Origin of the sequence: Streptomyces sp. adm13(2018), from assembly GCF_008042145.1 — a bacterium.
Taxonomy (GTDB): Bacteria; Actinomycetota; Actinomycetes; order Streptomycetales; family Streptomycetaceae; genus Streptomyces.
The window spans coordinates 1-16,247 of record NZ_RDBH01000097.1; the positions used below are offsets into that span (position 1 = coordinate 1).

Here is a 16,247-nt window from a genome sequence, read left to right on the forward strand (position 1 = left end):
CCGTTCCTCCGGTCTCTCCCCCGGGCCTGCAACGGGCCCCTGCCCCGATGCGCCGATCGCATTCCCCCGCATTTCCCCCGTCCTCCGTCGCACCCGCCACACCGCTTGCGGGCGGCGAGAACGGGTACATACCTGTGGGGGCCCTCCGACGAGGAGCCTTGATGTCGAACCACCACACCACCGTCCGTCACCGCGGCCCGGCCGCCGGCGAGGGCCACCACCGGTCCTCCCCGAGCGCCCAGGAGCCCTTCCGTCGCGCTCCCGAGCCCCTGGCGGGCCTCCCGGAGATCGCCGACCCGCTGGCGGTGAGCACCGCGGACGCCCGCACCCTGTCGATCAGCCTGTTCGAGCGGCTGTCCGCGCTCGACGAGGGCACGGCGGAGTACTCGTACGTACGCAACACCCTCGTGGAGCTGAACCTCAGTCTGGTCAAGTACGCCGCGACCCGCTTCCGCCGCTCCAACGAGTCCTGGGAGGACATCGTCCAGGTCGGCACCGTCGGTCTGATCAAGGCGATCAACCGGTTCGACCCCGAGCGGGGCAACGAGTTCATGTCGTTCGCGCTGCCGACGGTGCTCGGTGAGATCCGGCGCCATCTGCGGGACACCGGCTGGAGCGTGCACGTACCGCGGCGGCTCCAGGAACTCCGACTCGACCTGGCCAAGGCGGGGGACGCACTCGAACAGGAGCTGGGACGCCCGCCGACCTCCGCCGAGCTGAGCGACCGCCTGCACCTGACCGAGGCGGAGCTGCGCGAGGGCCGGATCGCGGCGAACGGGTTCGCCAGCCGCTCGCTCGACGTGCCCGCGGACGACGACGACAGCGGTCCCGGCATGCTCGCCCGCTGTCTGGGCAGCGACGACGACGCCTTCGAGAAGATCGAGAACCTGGAGGCGCTCAAGCCCCTCGTCGCCGCCCTCGGCGAGCGCGACCGCACGATCCTGGCGCTGCGGTTCGGCGAGGAGCTGACGCAGGCGGAGATCGGCGAACGCCTCGGCCTGTCGCAGATGCATGTGTCGCGTCTGCTCAGCCGCATCATCGGCGGTCTGCGGACGGCTCTGACGGAGTCCTGACGGGGACACCGGGTCGACCGGGCGCCGGACGGGACCACCCATGAGGCCCGACGGTCAGCCCGTGAGGTGCGGTGGTCCTGCCAGGCGCGACGGGCAGCCCATGAGGTGCGCTGGTCCCGCCGGGCGCGGTGGTCAGGCGGGCTCCGCCCGGGCCGCCCCGGTGGTGGACGACGGCGGGACGTTCCGCGGGACCGGGGGCGCCACCTCCATCCAGAAGGCCTTGCCCGGCTCGCCCGTGCCGCCCGCCTCCCCGGGGACGGTTCCCCAGGCCCGGGCGAGCCGGTCGATCACGATCAGGCCGTTGCCGCCGGGCRGGCCCGGCGCGCCCCGGGGCCGGAACGCGGGCACCCGGCTGCTCCGGTCGTGCACCTCGATCCGCAGACTCCCGGCCGTCGGGCCCGTCCCGTCCTTCCCGCCTTCCGGCGGGTCGGCGGGGACCAGCCGGACGACCAGCTCCGTGGGGCCGCCCGCGTGCAGACAGGCGTTGGTGACGGCCTCCGAGACGATCAGGAGCACGTCCTCGGTCGCCAGCTCCCGCTCCTCCGGCGTGAGGCCGCCGTCCCCCGGCGCGGCGGGCCAGTCCCAGTCGGTGAGCGCCACCCGGCAGAAGTCGCGGCAGCGTGCCACCACGGACTCGCCGCTCCGCAGGACGAGCCGGCGGATCTGGCCCCTGGACCGGACGGGTTCCGTCATGCGTGCCACCGCCGCGCGGTGCCGTGCGTCGTCACGGGCTCTCCCCCTCGGCCAGCTCCGCGGGCAGCTCGGCGTGCACCGTGAAGAGCTTCACGACCCCGGTGACGTCGAAGACCCGGTCGACGGGCGGGCGCAGCGCGGCGAGTTCCAGTCGGCTGCCGGCCCCGGTCGCCTCCAGCCGCGTCGCGAGCAGGAGGTTGAGCCCGGTCGAGTCGCAGAACGTCAGGCGGGCGCAGTCCACGACGACCCGCTCGGGACGCCGCTCCAGTACCCCGGTGAGCACGGTGTGCAGGAGCACTTCCGTGTCGCGGTCCAGCTCTCCCGTGACCGTGACCACGGCCGTGCCGCCGCGCCACCGGACCCCGGCCGTCAGGCGGGGTCCCGGGTCGCGCCCGGTGTCACCCGTCCCCGTCGCATCCCTTGGCATCCGGCACCCCGGTTCCCGTCGGCGCAGCATTCCGAGCTGAGGCCGACGATACGCCGGGGGGTCCGGGCGCAGCGAACGGAGGCCGTCGGCCGGGTGGTGTTTCCACCGTGGCGCAGGGCAGTTCACGGGACGGACTTTTGTACGAACCGACGAAGAGGTGCCGTGGAGGGGCTGCGACCGGCCGGGCGGGGAACACGCGGCGTACGCACCGGGCCCACGAGGGCCTCTCGAACCGGAGGGTGAGAAGGATGACTGACCTTGAGCACGGACACGGGGAGACCGTGCGGCGGGACGAGGAGCGGCGCGGAGCCGGGAGAGCCGCGCAGGACGGCGGGGTCGGACGTCCCAGAGCGGATGACACCCCCCGCGGGCGCCAGGAGACGCCGGACGAGCGCGCCGACCGGCAGTGGCAGGACCTCCTGCAGGAGATACGCGTCGTGCAGACCGGCGTCCAGATCCTCCTCGGCTTCCTCCTGACGGTCGTGTTCACCCCCCGGTACGCCGAGCTCGGCCCGACCGACGAGGCGATCTACGTCCTGACGGTGGTGCTCGGGTTCCTGACCGCCGGTGCGCTCATCGGTCCGGTCTCCTTCCACCGGATCGTGTCGGGGCGGCAGATCAAGCACAAGGCGGTCGAATGGGCGTCCCGGCTGACCTTCACCGGGATACTGCTGCTGGTCGCCACCCTCACCAGCGCGCTCTTCCTCATCCTCCGGGTCGCCACCGACAACGAGTTCGTGCCGTGGCTGGTGGCCGGTGTCCTGGGCTGGTATCTCCTGTGCTGGTTCGCGCTGCCGTTCTGGGCCCGCGCCCGGCACACCGTGCAGCGGAAGGACTGATCCGGGCGCCCCAGGCCCGGTGCGTACGGTCCGCGGCGGCGGGTACCCGCACGGGAGTGCCGCCCGGCGACCCGGGCGGAGAGCAGTGCACGCGTGACCGGCGCACACGGGCGGCGGGTCCTACGGGAAGGAGCACGTCATGCCTCGCGGATCGAGCCCGAAGCGGGAACGGCAGTACGAGCACATCAAGGAGAGCGCGGAGCGGCGCGGCGAGAACGAGGAGCGTGCCGCGGAGATCGCGGCGCGCACCGTGAACAAGGAGCGCGCCCGGCACGGCGAGTCCGAGACCGCGAGCCGGCTCTCCCTGGAGGACATGTCGTCCGGGGAGCGCGGCGGCCGGCGCTCCCACAGCGGGGCTCAGGGGCGCACCTTCGAGCAGCTGTACGAGGAGGCCAGGCGCCGGAACGTCGACGGGCGCTCGAAGATGAACAAGGCGCAGCTGCTGCGCGCCCTCGGCGACGCGGACTGACCGCCGACCGTATGCGGACCGGCGCGGCCGGACACCTCAGGGTGTCCGGCCGCGCCGGTTGCGTCAGGCGTCCTGGATGCGCCGGAACGGGCGGTCCGCCTCCAGGCCGAACGCGACGTCCAGGAGGATCCGTTCGCTGCCGGGGCGGCCGGAGAACATGACGCCGACGGGCAGTCCGTCCTCCGTCGCGGTCGCGGCGGGGACCGAGATGGACGGCGTCCCGACGACGTTGTTGACCGGTGTGAAGGCGACGTACGCGAGGATCCGTCCCACCAGGGTCGTGTACGGCACGGTCGGGCTGAGGTGGCCGATCCTCGGGGTGGTGTGCGCCAGGACGGGGGTGAGGATGAGGTCGAGGCCGCGGAACGCCGCCGCGTACGCCTCCGTCGTCCGCTTCAGCCGCCGCAGCACGCCCGGCGTGGTCCGCCAGCTCCTCAGGTACTGCTCGCGCAGCCCCCGGCTGAGGCCGTCCATCCGGTTGCGGTCGAAGCCCTGTCCGAGGGTCCGGCCCGTGATGCCGAGGAGGTACGAGAGCATCCCCCAGTAGGTGAGGAAGTCCTCGGTGAACCGCGGGTCGAGGCGGAGTTCGACCGGTTCCACGGTGTGGCCGAGCCGTTCGAGCGTGACGACGGTGTCCAGGACCGCCGCGCGGGTCGTGGCGTCGGCCGGGACGCCGTTCGGCGAGTCGATCAGATACCCGATGCGCAGCCGGCGTCCGGACGGCCCCTCGACGAGTCCCAGGGGCGGCAGTTTCGGGTTCCGCCAGTGGGTCTCGGCGGCGGCGAGGAACGCGGCGGTGTCCCGTACGGAGCGGCTGACGATGCCGTCGGAGACGATGTCCAGCGGGAGTTGGCGGCTCTGCGCGTTGGTGACGACCCGGCCCCGGGTCGGCTTGAGGCCGACGAGTCCGCAGCAGGCGGCGGGGATGCGGATCGACCCGCCGCCGTCGTTGGCGTGGGCGATGGGCACCGCTCCCGCGGCGACCAGCGCCGCGCTGCCGCCGGACGAACCGCCCGCCGAGAAGCCGGTGTTCCACGGGTTGCGGACGGGTTCGGCGCCCTCGTACTCGGTGGAGGGGCTGAACCCGAACTCGGGCAGCCGGGTCTTGCCGAGGACCGTGACGCCGCTGCTCAGGAGCTGGCGGGCGAAGGGGGCGTGACCGCGGGCGGGGCGCGGGGTGAAGGACGCGCTGCCGTGCCCGGTGGGCAGGCCGAGGTAGTCGGTGTTGTCCTTGACGAAGGTCGGCACCCCGGCGAAGGCGCCGGCGGCCGGAGTTCCGGCGGGCGCGGGTACGTCGAGGTGCGTCTGGACCGCGTGGAGCCGGGATTCGACCTCCCGTACGCGCGCGGCCGCGTCCCGGGCGGCCTCGGCGGCCCCGACCTCGCCCCGCCGGATCGCCGCGGCAAGTCCGACGGCGTCGTGCTCGCCCAGGGCGTCGTCCCGGAAGGCGTGCACCGTGGTCTGTTCCTCGAAAGTGGTCACCGCTGCCTCAGCCCCCGGCCGTGTGGATGGTTGGCCGCCAGCATGCCCTACCAACCAGTAACACGCGAGTGGTCGGGCGCGTTCGAGGCGTTCGGGGGACGTGTCCGGGCCGGGCGCGGGAGGGCGCGGCCGAACGGTTGGCCCCGCGGGCGGGCGCGACGGAGGCGCCGGAGGAGGGGAAACAGAAAGGCGAGGAGCTGAAACGTCTCCTCGCCACTCTCAAGGTATAGCGCACAGGGGGCCTTGCGGCAAGGCCCCCCTTGTGCTGCAGAATCTGCAGCCGTTGCCGGTGACCTGCGGAAATCGACAGTCCGCGGCCTTCCCACACGGCGGGGCGCGGGGTGCGCGGGCGGCGGTGGCCGACTGGACGCGACCTATCGAAACGGGGCGGTACCCATGTTTGACGTGATCGTTGTGGGCAGCGGTCCGACCGGCTTGATGCTGGCCGGTGAGCTGCGGCTGCACGGCGTCCACGTGCTCGTACTGGACAAGGAGGCCGAGCCGACCCTTCAATCGCGGGCCCAGGGCCTGCACGTGCGCAGCATCGAGGTGATGGCGCAGCGCGGCTTGCTGGAGCGGTTCCTCGCCCTCGGGCAGCAGATCGCGGTCGGCGGCTTCTTCGCGGGGCTGGCGAAGTCGTGGCCGGACGGTCTCGACACGGCCCATTCGTACGTGCTGGCCATTCCGCAGCAGGTCACCGAGCGGCTGCTGGCCGAGCACGCCGTCGAGGCCGGCGCGGAGATCCGGCGCGGCCGCGAGGTCGTCGCGCTGAGCCAGGACGCGGACGGCGTGACCGTCGGCCTGGCCGGCGGCGAGGAGCTCCGCGCCCGGTACGTCGTCGGCTGCGACGGCGGCCGCAGCACGGTGCGCAGGCTGCTCGGCGTCGCGTTCCCCGGCGAGCCCTCCCGGGTCGAGACGCTGCTGGGCGAGATGGAGCTGACCGCCTCGCAGGACGAGCTGACCGCGGTCATGACGGAGGTCCGCAAGACCCAACTCCGCTTCGGCGCGATGCCCTTGGGCGACGGGGTGTACCGGGTCGTCGTGCCCGCCCGGGGCGTGGCCGAGGACCGTACGGCCGCGCCGACGCTCGACGAGTTCAAGGAGCAGCTGCGGGCGACCGCGGGAACCGACTTCGGCGCGCACGCACCGCGCTGGCTGTCACGGTTCGGGGACGCCACCCGGCAGGCCGAGCGGTACCGGGCCGACCGGGTGTTCCTCGCGGGCGACGCGGCGCACATCCACCCGCCGACCGGCGGCCAGGGGCTCAACCTCGGCATCCAGGACGCGTTCAACCTGGGCTGGAAACTGGCCGCCGCGGTCGCCGGCTGGGCACCGGACGACCTCCTCGACACCTATCACGCCGAGCGTCACCCGGTGGCCACGGACGTCCTGGACAACACCCGTGCGCAGATCCAGCTGATGTCGACCGAGCCGGGCGCGCAGGCCGTACGCCGACTGCTCGCGGAACTCGTGGAGTTCGAGGACGTCAACCGGTACCTGATCGAGAAGATCACGGCGATCTCGGTGCGTTACGACCTCGGCGGCGACGAGCCGGTGGGGAGGCGGCTGCGCGACCTGGAGCTGAAGCAGGGGCGGCTCTACGAGCGGATGCACGAGGGCCGCGGCCTCCTCCTCGACCGGACCGGCCTGCTGTCGGTCGGCGGCTGGGCGGACCGGGTCGACCTCGTCGTCGACACCGGCGTGGAACTGGACGCGCCCGCGGTCCTGTTGCGGCCGGACGGGCATGTCGCCTGGGCCGGTGAGGACGAGCAGGAGCTGGTCGCGACGCTGGCGCGGTGGTTCGGCACGCCGACCGGCTGACCTCGGGCACCGGGCCGGGGAGCGGGCGTTCCGTGCAGAATGGTGGCATGACCATGGAGACCACCCCCGTACGGGTGCTGCGCGCCGGCGAGGCACCGGAGTCGGCCGTCCTGCCCGTCGCCGACGGAACGGTGGCCCTGTGGCTGCTGCCCATGGCGGAGGAGCCCGGCGCGCCCGCCCTCCTGGACGCCGAGGAGCACCGCCGGTGGAAGGCCCTGATACGGGAGGACCACCGGGCCCGCTACCTCGCCGCCCACGGCGGGCTCCGGCGGCTGCTCGGGCACTACCTGGGCACCCGGCCGGAGCAGGTGGTGTTCGTCCGGGAGGACTGCCCCGTCTGCGGCGGTCCGCACGGGCGCCCGGCCGTGCGCGGCGGAGGGCTCCACTTCTCGCTGTCGCACAGCGGTGACCTGGCCCTCGTCGGCGTCGCCGCCACGCCCGTGGGCGTAGACGTCGAGGCGCACCCGGAGGCCGAGGTGTCGGCGCTCGTGGCGGACAGCCTGCACCCGAGGGAGCGGGAGGAGTTCGCGCGGCTGCCCGCGGAGGCCCGGCCTGCCGCGTTCGCCCAGTGCTGGGCCCGTAAGGAGGCCTATCTGAAAGGCACCGGGGAGGGACTCGCCGGAGGCCTCGACCGTACGTACACGGGGATGGGTCCCGAGCCGGCCGCCGTACCCGGCTGGTCGCTCACCGACGTACGGGTCGCGCCCTCCTACGCGGCCGCGGTGGCGCTCGCCCGGCCGTAGGTCCCGGCCGTCGGCGGGGCGGCGTGCTTGACCTTGACACGATGACAAGGTCTTGACTGCGGGCAAGGAGGTGGTCCCCATGACCATGGCGACAGACGACACGGGCGTGACACGCGCCCTCCGGGCCCTGGCGGACGACCGCGCGTCGGTACGGCTCCGGGCTGCGCTCGCGGCCGGTACGGCACCCGACCCGCGGTACGTCGGCACACTCGTCGACCGCTGCGCGGTCGAGCCCGACTTCTCGGTGCGCGAGATGCTCACCTGGGCCCTCACCCGGCACGCGCCGGACCTCACCCTGCCGGGACTGCTCGGCGCGGTCCGCTCGGAGCGGGCGCAGGCCCGGAGTCAGGCGCTGCACACCCTGTCCAAGATCGGGGACCGGCGCGCCTGGCCGGCGATCACGCCCGAGCTGCTGTCCGACGCCGACGACGAGGTGGCGCGGAGCGCGTGGCGGGCGGCGGTCGTGCTGGCGCCCGAGGAGGAGCGTCCCGGGCTGGCCGGGGCCCTGGCGACGCAGCTGGGGCGCGGCGGGCGGGAGACGCGGCTGAGCCTCAGCCGGGCGCTGATCGCCCTGGGCGAGGCCGCGCTGCCGACGCTGGCGGAGGCGACGGGCCAGGGCTCCCCGGCCGCGCGCCGGCACGCGATCGCCACGGAGCGGCTGCTGCACGACCCGGACGCCGGGTTCGCGGACGCGATCGAGGAGGCCAAGCGGGTCGCGGTGCTCGGGACGACCGGCCCGGAGGAGCGGTAGCGCATGCGGATCGGCGATGTGGCACGGCGGTCCGGGGTCAGCGCCCGTATGCTCCGGCACTACGAGTCGCTGGGCCTGGTGCGGCCGACGGGCCGCACCAGGTCGGGCTACCGGGAGTACTCCGGCGAGGACATCCGGCGGATCTTCCACATCGAGAGCCTGCGGTCGCTCGGACTGTCGCTGCGGGAGGTGGGCAGCGCACTCGACGATCCGGGCTTCGCGCCCGCGGAGCTCGTCGAGGACCTCGTCCGCGGGACGCGGGAGCGCATCGCGGCCGAGACGTCCCTGCTCACCCGGCTCCTCCGGATCGGCGCCGCGGAGCCCGCGGACTGGGAGGACGTCCTGCAGGTCGTGGCCCTCCTGCACGGGCTGGGTTCGGAGAGCGCGGGCCGGCGGCAGCGCGCGGCGCTGTCCTCGGGCGAGGAGAGCGCCGTACCCGTCGAGGCGCTGGTCGAGGCGGCCCTGACCGAGGCGGACCCGCATGTCGCCGGCGCCCTGCGCTGGGCCCTGGCGCAATCGGGCGGCGGCGAGGCGCTGCCCCTCCTCGCGGAGGGCCTCGGCTCACCTGCGGCCGAGGTGCGGGAGCGGGCGGTGCGGGCCGTGGCCGAGATCGCCGACGACGAGGCGACCGCGCTGCTGCACGAGGCGCTCGGGGACTCCGACCACGGGGTCCGCGGGCACGCGGCCGTCGCGCTCGGGCTGCGCGGAGCGGACGAGGCGGTCCCGGCGCTCCTCGACATGGTCGTGGCGGAGACGAACGACGTCGACGCGGCCGACGCGCTCGCCGCGCTGGCGGCCCGCCCCGGGCGGGCGGAGCGGATCGCCGCAGGTCTGGTCGCCCGCCTCGCGGCGGAGGGCGCCGACCCGGCGGTGCGCCGGCGGCTCGCGCAGGCCCTGGCGGACATCCCCGGGGACACGGCGTCGCACGCCCTGGAGTCCCTGGCGCACGACGAGGACCGGGGGGTGGCGCTGACGGCCGGGTACGTGCGCTCGCTCAGGGAGACGCGCGAGGGGTCCTGATGGTCCGGGCCCGCGGCTGGAACGGGATCTGGCGAGCCGGCGCTCCTGTGGGGCAGCTGCGGTGGCTCCCCCGGGACGACGGCCGGCGGCGGCGGTGAGGCTCCGCCCGGCGGCCTGGCGGCGGTGGGGCTCCGCCCCCGCAGGGGCCGGGCCGGCACCGTCACCCCGCCGGACCGGCGCCGTCGCCGGGTCCGTCGGGTTCCGTCATCCAGGGCCAGCGGGCGTGTCGGCCGGACTCGATGAGCGGGATCATCCGGAAGGCCGCGTCCGTCAGCCCGCCGAAGGTGTGGCGGTGCGGACCCGTGGGCGCGTGGGCCGGCCGGTAGCCCGCCAGGTTCCAGGTGTAGACGGGGACCTCCGGAGGGACCGGTTCCGTCGGGCCCCCGGGCCGGAAGCCGGGCGCGGCCTGCTCGTCGGTGACGATCAGGACCCGGTCGTGGTCCCGGTAGTGCTCCCGTACGGCCTTCGCGGTGTAGGTGCCGCCCAGGCGGTGGAAGCGTTTCTGCACGTCCAGGACCGGCTCGCCCGGGGTGAACGGCACCTCCTTGCTGGTCCAGCCGAACTCCACCAGGTCCGCCTGTTCGGCCCGCAGGGCCAGCGCGCTGCCGAACACGGCGGCCGCGGCCGCCCTGGTGAGCTTGGACCGCGCGGAGACGGTGTCCCACCACATGGAGTCCGAACGGTCGACGAGGATCAGGGTCCGGCCGGGCAGCGCGGGCACGTGGGCCAGGGAGTGGCCCAGGGCCTCCTCCAGCGCGGCCGCCCAGCGCCGCTTCGGCGCGTTCCCGCGCGCGGCCAGGTAGCGGAGGGGGAACTGCCGGGACCTGGCGACCTCGTCGGCGTCCGAGATCCGGGCTGCCACGGAGGCGGCGGCCTCGGCCGAGATCTTCGCGGAGTCGAAGTTCCGCAGGTTCCGCAGCAGTGCCATGGGACCCATCGCGGGAATGACGGCCTCCCACACGGGCGCGTCGAGCGGTCCGTGCAGCCAGCCCGCCAGGGCCTCCCACGTCATGCCCGCCGTGGCGAGCCGCTCGCTGCCCCCGGGCCCGGTGACCAGGGCCCGCCGCTCGTCCACGGGCACCTCCATGAGGGCCCGGTGCGCGGTGAGCACGGCGTCCGTCGCCGGCGGCACGGCCGTCTCCGGGCGGTGGCGGCGGTCCAGGGCGTACCGGAAGAGAGCGCCCTGCCAGGGCTTGGCCGGGTCGGGTGAGGCGTGCACCAGGTTGAGCACGTCGCCGAAGCGGAACGCGTGGGACGCGGTGTCGTACTTCAGCAGGGACCGCGACGAGTACAGCCTGCGTACGGCGTCGGCGACGCCCCGCTTCACGGGCTGCGGCACGTTGCGCCCGTACGTGGTGGTCCAGTACGCGAGCAACTCCCCCGGCTCGTCGGCCCGTTGGAGTACGGAGTCGATCACGGACCGGTTGGGCGGGCCGTCGGTCGCACCGGCCGCGAGCCGGGCCCTTACGTACACGGCGGCGCCCACCAGGGACGCCGTGCGCATGTTGCCCTCGCCGCGCAGCCAGCGCAGGAGTCCGGCGGTCCACCCGGGGTCCGCCACGGCGAGTTCGCCGACGAGCCGCGCGTACCGCCCGTCGCGTTCCTCGGCGCTCTCGTAGTGGGTGTTCTGCGCGACGAAGTTGCCGACGGCGAGCAGGAACAGTTCGTCGCGGGGTTCCCGGGTGAAGGCGGGGCCGCCCTCGTAGGTGGCCGGATGGGCGAAGCCCGGGAAGCGGTCCGAGGGCGCAGGCCGTACGGGCATGGCGCGAGCGGCCGCCGCGATGTGCGGGGCCACGAGCATCTCGGACCAGGTCTTCGAGACGCGTCGGGTGTGGCGAGGCAGTGAATCCCCCCGGATCCGAGGAAGAGGAAAGGCCGGACCGGGAAGGATCCACCGGGCCGGGGCGCCCGCGCCGCCGAGATCGGAGGTGGCGGCGGCGTCACTTGGTTCTCGGAAGAAGTAGCCGCAGCCGGGCGCATCGGAGGCGCGGTCGCGGAAGCCAACCTAGGCGGGCCGCCGGACCGCGCGCCATCGATTATTCCGAAGGCGGGTGGGCGATCGTGACGTCCGCTCAGTCCTGAGTGGGCTTACCGGCCTTGGTGTCCTCGACGTCCTTGACGAACACGATGCCGTCGCAGTCGGCCAGACGGGTCGGGTCGAGCGGTGCGTAGCCGAACCAGGGGGACACGCGCGGCGCGGTCCCGGCCGTGTCGCAGGCCGCGGCCAGTCCCTTGGCGTCGACGAGCGCGGCGGCCGCCGGGCCCGCGTACAGGAGTCCTTCGACGGTGTCCGGCGGCGGGGTGTCCACGCCCCGGTGCCGGATCGTGCCGATCGCCGTGGCCAGGAAGGCGTAGTGCCCGCCGAGCCGGTCGCTCACGATCGAGCCCGCGCTCCACCATTCGACCGGCAGACCGTCCATCCGCATCGAGCTCCTGTTCCGCTGGAGGTGGCCGTTGTGGGCATGGACCAGCACACCCGCCCGGTCCGCGCCGGCCAGCGCGAGGAGGTTGTCGGCCATCATCCGGTCCCGCAGGCTCACCAGGTGCCCCATCCGGCTCGCCGAGCTGTCGGCCAGCCAGTAGTGGTAGCGGAGTAGCCCGGTGGCCGTACGCGCGTACATCCGGGCCCTGTTGCCGTCGTCGGGTGAGCCCGTCACCGCCGGCCGGGGCGCCTGTGCGTCGAGCAGTGCCACCAGGTCGTCGGCGAGCAGGCGCAGTCGGGTGGCCTCGGGCGACTGGCCCACCGAGCGGGAGGGGTCCCGCATCGCCGCGGGGTCGGTCCAGCGCTCGTCGTCGCCGAGGAGGCGGTCGAGCGTCCCCTCCGGGCAGGTGGCATGGAGCAGGTCCGCGTCCACCCGTGCCGCGAGGTGGTCGCGGAGTGCGGTGAGGGCCTCCCGGGGGCTTTCGGCGCCGGTGATCTCCAAAGGGCCGTCGAAGCCCGCGAAGCGGAGCCGGTCGGAGGCGGGGCGGTCGTCGTTGAACTCCCGCATCCAGCGGACGAGTTCGCGGTTGGCCGGGGATGCGCCCCAGCCGTGGCTGAACCCCTGCGCCATGACCGCGTCGAGGGTGCCGGCGCCCGTGGTGACGTGCTCGTCGACGAGCAGCCCCCTCATGCAGTCGGTCTCCAGGCTGATCGTCCGGTAGCCCTCCCGCTCGACGAGTTCCCGGAACAGGGCGTTGCGCACGTCGAGGAGCGCGTCCTCTCCGTGGGTGGGCTCGCCCAGCGCGAGCATTCCGGGCCTGGTCCCGAGCAGCCCGGTGACAGCGGCGGCCTCGATCGGATGAGCGGTAACGTCCTTGATGTCGGTAGCCATGGCTTCAACGGTATCGTTGAACAGCCGGTTGAGACTTGTATGGGAAAGCGGCAGGAGTGGAGGAACAGAATGGGGGGAAACCCTCAAAGCGTGGTGCAGCTGCGGCCCGTCGATCTGGCCCGTCCGCACGGTCTGTCCACGCAGGCGGTACGGAACTACGAGGAGGCCGGCGCCCTGCCGGCCGCCACCCGCTCGGCCGCCGGGTACCGCGCCTACACCCCGCTGCACGCGAGCGCGCTCCGCGCCTTCCTCGCGCTGCTGCCCGGGCACGGCCACCGGACGGCGACGGCGATCATGCGGGCGGTGAACGAGGACGCGCCCGAGGAGGCGTTCCGGCTCATCGACGAGAGCCACGCCCTGCTCCTCGACGATAGGCGGACCCTCCGGGCCGTGGAGGACGCCCTCCGTGACCTCGAATCGGCGACCGACCGGGCCGGCGGCACGTCGTCCGGGCCCGCGGACGGATCCGGAGCGCCCGGCGGCCCGGAGATGTTCGTCGGCCCCCTCGCGGCGGCCCTGGGCATCCGGCCCGCGACCCTGCGGGCGTGGGAGCGCGCCGGGCTGGTGCGTCCGCGCCGCGATCCGCTGACCGGGTACCGCGTGTACGACGCGGCGGACGTGCGGGACGCCCGGCTGGTCCATCAACTCAGGCGCGGAGGCTACCTGTTGGACCGGATCGCGCCGCTGATCACCCAGGTGCGCGCGGCCGGTGGCCTGGAGCCCCTCCAGGCCGCGCTCGACGACTGGCACGACCGGCTGGCCGCGCGGGGGCGGGCGATGCTGGCCGGGGCCGCCGCCCTGGAGACGTACCTGCGCGAGCGCGGCTGAGGCCCCGCCGGGTGGACCGGCCCCACGGAGGGCTCACGCGCCCGGGGTCGTCCCGCCCGCCGTGGGCCGGTCGCTGCCCTCGGCGACGTGGCGGCGCAGTCCCGCGACCGAGACCTCTTCCAGGCTCTCCGCGAAGACCCGGCCCGGGCCTTCGGGCACGGGCAGCATCGACGGTACGACGAGGACCGTGCACCCGGCGGCGTCGGCCGACGCCGCGCCGTCCGGGGAGTCCTCGACGGCCACGCACGCCGACTCCGGGACGCCGAACCGGCGGGCGGCCGCGCGGTAGGGGTCGGGGTGCGGTTTCGTCCGCGCGGTGTCGTCGGCCGAGAGGGTGAAGGCGAAGGGGACGTGTGCGAGCGCGCCGCCGACCACCGAGTCGACGACCGATCGCGGCGACGCGCTCACCAGGGCGAACGGCACGTCCGCGGCGGTGAGTTCGGCCAGCAGTCGGCCCGCGCCGGGGCGCAGGGGCGCTCCCCGGTCGACCCGCTCCTGGAAGGCGGTGGCCAGTTCCGCCGCCAGGCCGTCCGCGTCGGGGTGCCCCGTCACGCGGACGAGGTGGGCCGCGGTGTCCGGGACGGCGCGGCCGACGACCTCGGGGGCGTCCGCGTCCGTCAGCCGGTGGCCGATCCGCGCGGCGGTCTCGGCCGTGACCTCCCACCAGAGGACCTCGGTGTCGACGAGGGTGCCGTCCATGTCGAAGAGGACGGCGGCGAGTTCGGTCACCGCTCCGCCCTCGGGGCGACGAGCGCGGGGTGCGGGGCGAGGCCGAGGGCCACGCGGGCGCCGGGGGCGATCCCGGCGGCCGCCCGGGAGGAGAGGTCCGCCTTGACGCGCGTGCCGGCGTGGTCGAGGTGGACGCGGGTGACGGAGCCGAGGAAGGAGGTGGAGACGACGGTGGTGTCCCCGTCGGCGGCCTCGGTCACCGTGACGTTCTCTGGCCGGACCAGGACGTCGACCTCGCGGAGTCGCGGGGCCTCGCCGTCGACAGGCAGCCGGGTGCCCGCCACCTCCACCTCGCCCGAGTCGGTGAGGAGACCCGGGAGACGGTTCATGGTGCCGACGAACTCGGCGGCGAACGGGGTGGCCGGGCGGCGGTAGAGCTCGGCCGGCGCGGCGCACTGCTCCAGCCGTCCGGCGTTGAGGACGGCGACGCGGTCCGCCATGGACAGCGCCTCCTCCTGGTCGTGGGTGACGAAGACCGTGGTGATGCCGAGGGAGAGCTGGAGCCTGCGGATCTCCTCGCGCAGGCTGAGCCTGACCTTGGCGTCGAGCGCGGAGAGCGGCTCGTCGAGGAGCAGGACGCGGGGCCGGAGGGCGAGCGCCCGGGCGAGCGCGACGCGCTGCTGCTGGCCGCCCGACAGCTGGTGCGGGTAGCGGTCGCCGTGCTCGGGCAGGCCCACGAGGTCGAGGAGTTCGGCGGCCCTGGCGCGCCGCTCGGCCGTCCCGACCTTCCGTACGCGCAGGCCGAAGGCGACGTTCTCGGCGGCCGTGAGGTTGGGGAAGAGGCTGTACGACTGGAACACCATGCCCGCGTCGCGGCGGTTGGCCGGGACGCGGGTGATGTCGGCCCCGTCGACGAGGACTTCACCGGAGTCGGGGCGCTCGAAGCCGGCGAGGACGCGGAGCGCGGTGGTCTTGCCGCAGCCCGACGGGCCGAGCAGGGCGAGGAGTTCGCCGGGCTCGACGGTGAGGTCGAGGCCGTCGAGCGCGGTGGTGCCGCCGAACGCGCGGCGCAGGCCCCGGAACTCGACGCGCGCCCCGCCGGCCGCGGCCGGTCCGGTCCGCTCCGCCGTCGCTGCTGGTGTGGACGAGGTCATGGGTCAGGACTCCTTGGGCGAGGTGCGGGGCGTACGGGACCGGCGGGCGGAGCCCGGTGCGCCGGATGTGCCGGTCGGCGCCGTTCCCGCCCGGGAGAGGAGGAGCAGCAGCAGCCAGGTGACGACCAGGCTGAGCAGGGACACGGCGACCGACATGCGGGCGTGGGCACCGGAGATGGAGACGATCCACACCGCGAAGGGCCGGAAGCCGAGCAGCGAGGCGATGGTGAACTCGCCCAGGACGAGGGCCAGGGTGAGGAAGGCGGCGCCCGCGAGGGAGGACCGGAGGTTGGGCAGGACGACGCGGAGCATCACGTACGGCCAGCCCGCCCCGCAGTTGCGCGCGGCCTCCACGAGGGTGGGGACGTCGACGGCGCGCAGGCCGGCGTCGAGGGAGCGGTACACGAAGGGCAGGGCCATCACCGTGTACGCGAGGACCAGGACGAAGGGGAAGCTCTCGTTCTGCACCGCGAGGAACGTCTGGTAGAGCGGGGTCCGGGAGAGGTGGTCGGGGCCCCAGCGCAGTACGGTGCTGATGCCGGTGACGAGCGCGATGGGCGGGACCACCAGCGGCAGCATGCACACCACCTCGACGACGGGCCGCAGGCGCGGCGCCCCGAGGCGTACGGCCACGAGGGCGGGCACGGCGAGCAGCAGCGCGAGGGCGATGGTGGCGGCCGCCAGTCCCAGGGAGAGCAGGAGGCTCTCGGTGAAGCCGTCGGCGGCGAGCAGTTCGGTGTACGCCTCGAAGGAGACGCCCTGGCCCGGTGTGTGCACCGTGAACACGAACGAGGCGATCAGCGGGGTGAGGAAGTAGGCACCGCCGAGGCCGAGGACGAGTCCGCGCCAGACGCGCGGCCTGCGGCGGTGCCTACTTCCTCACCCCGCTGATCGCCTCGTTCGTGTTCACGGTGCACACACCGGGCCAGGGCGTCTCCTTCGAGGCGTACACCGAACTGCTCGC

Annotated in this window: 16 protein-coding genes; 8 read left to right on the forward strand and 8 right to left on the reverse strand. The window is 74.3% G+C overall.

Features of this window, described 5'->3' with window-relative positions:
- Nucleotides 1-161: 161 nt before the first annotated feature.
- The gene (locus EAO70_RS08580; RefSeq protein WP_261992759.1) at nt 162-1,073 is read left to right on the forward strand and encodes a SigB/SigF/SigG family RNA polymerase sigma factor; all 912 of its coding nucleotides are present in this window, start codon (nt 162-164) and stop codon (nt 1,071-1,073) included.
- Nucleotides 1,074-1,205: 132 nt separating this feature from the next.
- Here the strand turns inward: EAO70_RS08580 and EAO70_RS08585 are convergent, their stop codons facing one another.
- Nucleotides 1,206-1,766: an ATP-binding protein gene (locus tag EAO70_RS08585; RefSeq protein WP_148002411.1), complete on the reverse strand. Its 561-nt coding sequence runs from the start codon at nt 1,764-1,766 to the stop codon at nt 1,206-1,208.
- A 31-nt stretch (nt 1,767-1,797) separates the two neighbouring features.
- Nucleotides 1,798-2,193, reverse strand: a complete 396-nt coding sequence (locus EAO70_RS08590; protein ID WP_148002412.1) for an STAS domain-containing protein — start codon at nt 2,191-2,193, stop codon at nt 1,798-1,800.
- 248 nt (nt 2,194-2,441) lie between these two features.
- Between EAO70_RS08590 and EAO70_RS08595 the strand changes: the two genes are divergently transcribed.
- Nucleotides 2,442-3,032, forward strand: a complete 591-nt coding sequence (locus EAO70_RS08595) for a DUF6328 family protein (protein ID WP_148002413.1) — start codon at nt 2,442-2,444, stop codon at nt 3,030-3,032.
- A 139-nt stretch (nt 3,033-3,171) separates the two neighbouring features.
- Nucleotides 3,172-3,501, forward strand: coding sequence for a plasmid stabilization protein (locus EAO70_RS08600; protein ID WP_148002414.1), 330 nt, complete (start codon nt 3,172-3,174; stop codon nt 3,499-3,501).
- Nucleotides 3,502-3,564: 63 nt separating this feature from the next.
- On the opposite strand, the gene EAO70_RS08605 is transcribed toward EAO70_RS08600, so the two are convergent.
- On the reverse strand, nt 3,565-4,983 hold the full coding sequence (locus tag EAO70_RS08605) for an amidase (RefSeq protein ID WP_148002415.1): 1,419 nt from the start codon (nt 4,981-4,983) through the stop codon (nt 3,565-3,567).
- A 396-nt stretch (nt 4,984-5,379) separates the two neighbouring features.
- Between EAO70_RS08605 and rox the strand changes: the two genes are divergently transcribed.
- From rox to EAO70_RS08625, 4 genes are all read left to right on the forward strand, one after another.
- Complete coding sequence (gene rox, locus EAO70_RS08610) at nt 5,380-6,804, forward strand: rifampin monooxygenase (RefSeq protein ID WP_148002416.1); 1,425 nt, start codon at nt 5,380-5,382, stop codon at nt 6,802-6,804.
- A 47-nt stretch (nt 6,805-6,851) separates the two neighbouring features.
- Complete coding sequence (locus tag EAO70_RS08615; protein ID WP_148002417.1) at nt 6,852-7,547, forward strand: 4'-phosphopantetheinyl transferase family protein; 696 nt, start codon at nt 6,852-6,854, stop codon at nt 7,545-7,547.
- A gap of 79 nt (nt 7,548-7,626) precedes the next feature.
- A complete protein-coding gene (locus tag EAO70_RS08620; RefSeq protein ID WP_148002418.1) occupies nt 7,627-8,298 on the forward strand; it encodes a HEAT repeat domain-containing protein in 672 nt (223 codons plus the stop codon).
- A gap of 3 nt (nt 8,299-8,301) precedes the next feature.
- The gene (locus EAO70_RS08625; RefSeq protein ID WP_148002419.1) at nt 8,302-9,318 is read left to right on the forward strand and encodes a HEAT repeat domain-containing protein; all 1,017 of its coding nucleotides are present in this window, start codon (nt 8,302-8,304) and stop codon (nt 9,316-9,318) included.
- A gap of 160 nt (nt 9,319-9,478) precedes the next feature.
- Here the strand turns inward: EAO70_RS08625 and EAO70_RS08630 are convergent, their stop codons facing one another.
- Complete coding sequence (locus EAO70_RS08630; RefSeq protein WP_261992760.1) at nt 9,479-11,080, reverse strand: TROVE domain-containing protein; 1,602 nt, start codon at nt 11,078-11,080, stop codon at nt 9,479-9,481.
- Between the two features lie 310 nt (nt 11,081-11,390).
- Complete coding sequence (locus EAO70_RS08635) at nt 11,391-12,632, reverse strand: erythromycin esterase family protein (RefSeq protein WP_148002421.1); 1,242 nt, start codon at nt 12,630-12,632, stop codon at nt 11,391-11,393.
- A 69-nt stretch (nt 12,633-12,701) separates the two neighbouring features.
- Between EAO70_RS08635 and EAO70_RS08640 the strand changes: the two genes are divergently transcribed.
- Nucleotides 12,702-13,460 carry a TioE family transcriptional regulator gene (locus EAO70_RS08640; RefSeq protein WP_148002422.1) on the forward strand — a complete coding sequence of 253 codons (759 nt, stop codon included), beginning with the start codon at nt 12,702-12,704 and terminating at the stop codon, nt 13,458-13,460.
- 33 nt (nt 13,461-13,493) lie between these two features.
- On the opposite strand, the gene EAO70_RS08645 is transcribed toward EAO70_RS08640, so the two are convergent.
- Genes EAO70_RS08645 through EAO70_RS08655 form a run of 3 tightly spaced genes read right to left on the reverse strand, consistent with a single transcriptional unit; the run spans nt 13,494 to nt 16,084 of the window.
- Nucleotides 13,494-14,189, reverse strand: a complete 696-nt coding sequence (locus EAO70_RS08645) for an HAD family hydrolase (protein ID WP_410091171.1) — start codon at nt 14,187-14,189, stop codon at nt 13,494-13,496.
- Nucleotides 14,186-15,283, reverse strand: coding sequence for an ABC transporter ATP-binding protein (locus EAO70_RS08650; protein ID WP_148002423.1), 1,098 nt, complete (start codon nt 15,281-15,283; stop codon nt 14,186-14,188). The genes EAO70_RS08645 and EAO70_RS08650 overlap by 4 nt, the downstream gene beginning before the upstream one ends.
- A gap of 3 nt (nt 15,284-15,286) precedes the next feature.
- Complete coding sequence (locus EAO70_RS08655; protein WP_148002424.1) at nt 15,287-16,084, reverse strand: ABC transporter permease; 798 nt, start codon at nt 16,082-16,084, stop codon at nt 15,287-15,289.
- Nucleotides 16,085-16,247 lie beyond the last annotated feature (163 nt).